Raw genomic sequence first — 3,769 nt, forward strand, 5'->3', positions numbered from 1 at the left:
GCGCTGGCCCTGGCGCCGGGCACCGAGCGGGACCTGGCCCTGCACGAGGCCCGCAAGGCCGCCAAGCGCGCCCGGTACGCCGGTGAGGCCGCCCGGCCCGCGCTCGGCAAGCCGGCCAAGAAGTTCGCCAAGCGCATGAAGCGCGTGCAGTCGCTGCTCGGCGAGCACCAGGACTCCGTCGTCGCCCGCGAGGCCCTGCGCGGGATCGGGATCCAGGCGCATGCGGCGGGGGAGACCGCGTTCACCTGGGGCCTGCTGCACGGGCAGGAGCAGGCCGCCGGGGCCGACAGCGAGCGGGAACTGCCGCGGGTCTGGGCCGCGGCCGCGAAGGCGGGGTTCTAGCCGGGATCCCGGTCCGGTGAGCGGCGGGCCGTCGGCGGGTTAGGCTTGAGGGTCCCCCTTGTCAGCTCACAAAGGTCCACGGTTATGCCTGCCGATGCCGCCGCCGCGGCGCCCGAAGTGGTCGAGTCTGTGTTTCCGCAGCTCGAAGCGCTGCTCCCGCACGTGCAGAAGCCGATCCAGTACGTCGGCGGTGAACTCAACTCCACGGTGAAGCCGTGGGAGTCCTCCGACGTCCGCTGGGCGCTGATGTACCCGGACGCGTACGAGGTCGGACTGCCCAACCAGGGCGTCATGATCCTCTACGAGGTCCTGAACGAGCGCGAGGGCGTTCTCGCCGAGCGCACCTACAGCGTGTGGCCGGACCTCGAAGAGCTGATGCGCGAGCACAAGGTGCCTCAGTTCACGGTCGACTCGCACCGGCCGGTGAAGGCGTTCGACGTGTTCGGGCTCTCCTTCTCCACCGAGCTCGGCTACACGAACATGCTGACCGCGCTCGACCTGGCCGGCATCCCGCTGGAGTCCAAGGACCGCACGCTGGAGGACCCGATCGTCCTCGCGGGCGGCCACGCGGCCTTCAACCCGGAGCCGATCGCCGACTTCATCGACGCCGCGATCATCGGTGACGGCGAGCAGGCCGTGCTCGACATGACCGAGATCATCCGCGCCTGGAAGGCCGAGGGCCGTCCGGGCGGGCGCGAGGAGGTCCTCTTCCGCCTCGCGCGGACGGGGAACGTCTACATCCCCGCGTTCTACGACGTCGAGTACCTGCCCGACGGGCGCATCGGCCGCGTCGTACCGAACAAGTCGGGCGTGCCGTGGCGCGTGTCCAAGCACACCGTCATGGACCTCGACGAATGGCCCTACCCCAAGCAGCCGCTCGTGCCGCTCGCCGAGACGGTGCACGAGCGCATGTCCGTCGAGATCTTCCGCGGCTGCACCCGCGGCTGCCGTTTCTGCCAGGCCGGCATGATCACGCGCCCCGTGCGGGAGCGGAGCATCACCGGCATCGGCGACATGGTGGAGAAGGGCCTCAAGGCGACCGGCTTCGAGGAGGTCGGCCTGCTGTCGCTGTCGTCCGCGGACCACTCCGAGATCGGCGACGTGGCCAAGGGCCTCGCGGACCGGTACGAGGAGGACAAGATCGGCCTGTCCCTCCCCTCGACCCGCGTGGACGCCTTCAACGTCGACCTCGCCAACGAGCTGACCCGCAACGGCCGCCGCTCGGGCCTCACCTTCGCCCCCGAGGGCGGCAGTGAGCGCATGCGCAAGGTCATCAACAAGATGGTCAGCGAAGAGGACCTCATCCGGACCGTCGCGACCGCGTACGGCAACGGCTGGCGGCAGGTGAAGCTGTACTTCATGTGCGGCCTGCCCACCGAGACCGACGAGGACGTCCTGCAGATCGCCGACATGGCGACGAGCGTGATCCAGAAGGGCCGCGAGGTCGCGGGCAACGACATCCGCTGCACCGTCTCGATCGGCGGCTTCGTGCCCAAGCCGCACACGCCGTTCCAGTGGGCGCCGCAGCTGTCGGCCGAGGAGACGGACGCGCGGCTGACCAAGCTGCGCGACAAGATCCGCGGCGACAAGAAGTACGGCCGCTCCATCGGCTTCCGCTACCACGACGGCAAGCCCGGCATCGTCGAGGGCCTGCTCTCGCGCGGTGACCGTCGCATCGGCGACGTCATCCGCGCCGTCTACGAGGACGGCGGCCGCTTCGACGGCTGGCGCGAGCACTTCAGCTACGACCGCTGGATGGAGTGCGCCGCCAAGACGCTGCCCGCGCACGGCGTGGACGTCGACTGGTACACGACGCGTGAGCGTACGTACGAGGAGGTCCTGCCCTGGGACCACCTGGACTCCGGTCTCGACAAGGACTGGCTCTGGGAGGACTGGCAGGACTCGCTCGACGAGACCGAGGTCGAGGACTGCCGCTGGACGCCGTGCTTCGACTGCGGCGTCTGCCCGGCGATGGACACGAGCATCCAGATCGGCCCGACCGGCAAGAAGCTGCTGCCGCTGACGGTCGTCAAGTAGGCGCACGGGTACGGGAGAAGGGGCGGCCGGTGCACACCGGCCGCCCCTTCTCCCGTGCCCGACTGCTGCGTCCGGCTACTTGCTGACGGCGAACCTCATCAGGGCGTGCTCGTCACCCTGCTTGATCTTGCCCGTCGTGTTGATGACCTCCAGCTTCCAGGCGTTGCCCTGGGCGCGTACCGCCTTGGCCACCGCGCAGCCGTTGTCGGTCGTGAGCATGCTCGGCCAGATGTCGGCGACCTGCTGGGTGCTGCCGCCGGTGGCGTCGTACACCTTGATGCTGACGTTGCGGGCCTTCGTGAACGAACTGCCCTTCTTGAACGCGGCCGCGATGAACACGATCGACGTGATGTTCTGCGGGATGCGCGAGAACTCGACGGTGACCGTCTCGTCGTCGCCGTCGCCCTTGCCCGTCTGGTTGTCGCCGCTGTGCACCAGGGAGCCGTTGGCCAACGGGTCGAGCGAGTCGAGACCCGCCAGCCGCACCGGGTCCCCGCCCTGCATCGCGATGGCGATCAGGTCGAGGTCGGTGCCCTGCTTGCGGCGCAGCGCGCCGAGGACGCCGCCGCTCGCCCCGGAGGTCGGGTCCCAGGACACCCCGATGGACAGGTGCGTCACTCCGTCCAGGTCCGCCGGGCCGTCTTCCTTCGTGAGCGTGATCATGCGTGGATCCCCCTCTGGGTGGCTACTGGGCTGTGCTGCGCAAAGTGTGCCTATACGAGGGGGTTTTCGTCCACGCGTACGTGATCCACAGCCCAGAACCAGTTGTTGCCCGCGTCGTACATGCGGAACTTCAGAGTGACCTTCGTGGCACCGGTGGGCGGAGTCAACTCCTTTGCCACGTACGTGTTCTCGACGTCGTGGCCCGCATTGTCGTTCCCGGTCGCGTCGCCGCTGTAGAACAGCAGCCGCACCTCCTCGCCTGTGTCGAACGACGCACTGACCGACGCCTTCTGCGGGGCTTCCTGGCGGTAGTGGGAGTCGAAGGAGACGTACAGCTTCCGCGCGCCCGGGGGCAGGGCGACGGCGGGGGAGACGAGCGTGGAGTCGAACGTGCCCTTCGCGGACGGCGATCCCGTGTCGTCCCAGTCGTCCGGGTCGGCGACCGCGAGGACGCCGAGCGCGCGGGAGAAGTTCCCGCGGTCCTGCCCGGCCGGGGCCCAGGCCCGCTTCGTGTGGAAGGTCCAGCCCTGGAGGCGGGCGGTGCCCTGCGGCATGCCGGGGGCGTTGACGACGGACCAGCCCGCGGGGGCGGTCGCCGTCCAGCCCGGGACGCCGTCGAGCGGGGTGAGGGCGCCCGCGAGCGACTCGAAGTCCTCGTCGAGGAGATGGCCCGTCATGGCGGGCGCGGTGCGGGCGCTCACCTCGCCGTCGGCCAGCACGAACCGCC

At 69.7% G+C, this 3,769-nt stretch carries 3 protein-coding genes and 1 pseudogene; 2 read left to right on the forward strand and 2 right to left on the reverse strand.

What is annotated here, in order from left to right:
• Together G3I40_RS11650 and G3I40_RS11655 are read left to right on the forward strand one after the other, a co-directional pair.
• Nucleotides 1-342 (forward strand): CHAD domain-containing protein (locus tag G3I40_RS11650; RefSeq protein ID WP_164302091.1); only part of this gene is annotated, 342 nt, incomplete at its 5' end.
• 84 nt (nt 343-426) lie between these two features.
• The gene (locus G3I40_RS11655) at nt 427-2,379 is read left to right on the forward strand and encodes a TIGR03960 family B12-binding radical SAM protein (protein ID WP_164302092.1); all 1,953 of its coding nucleotides are present in this window, start codon (nt 427-429) and stop codon (nt 2,377-2,379) included.
• Nucleotides 2,380-2,454: 75 nt separating this feature from the next.
• Here the strand turns inward: G3I40_RS11655 and G3I40_RS11660 are convergent, their stop codons facing one another.
• Nucleotides 2,455-3,042 carry a TerD family protein gene (locus G3I40_RS11660; protein ID WP_164302093.1) on the reverse strand — a complete coding sequence of 196 codons (588 nt, stop codon included), beginning with the start codon at nt 3,040-3,042 and terminating at the stop codon, nt 2,455-2,457.
• Nucleotides 3,043-3,092: 50 nt separating this feature from the next.
• A pseudogene (locus tag G3I40_RS11665) lies at nt 3,093-3,769 on the reverse strand (phospholipase C, phosphocholine-specific); the annotation flags it as partial.

It is taken from the genome of Streptomyces sp. SID14478 (assembly GCF_010548525.1).
Classification (GTDB): Bacteria; Actinomycetota; Actinomycetes; order Streptomycetales; family Streptomycetaceae; genus Streptomyces.

Coding starts and splice junctions, on each gene's coding strand:
- G3I40_RS11655 (WP_164302092.1), top strand. CDS start 427: ATGCCTGCCGATGCCGCCGCCGCGGCGCCCGAAGTGGTCGAGTCTGTG.
- G3I40_RS11660 (WP_164302093.1), bottom strand. CDS start 3,042: ATGATCACGCTCACGAAGGAAGACGGCCCGGCGGACCTGGACGGAGTG.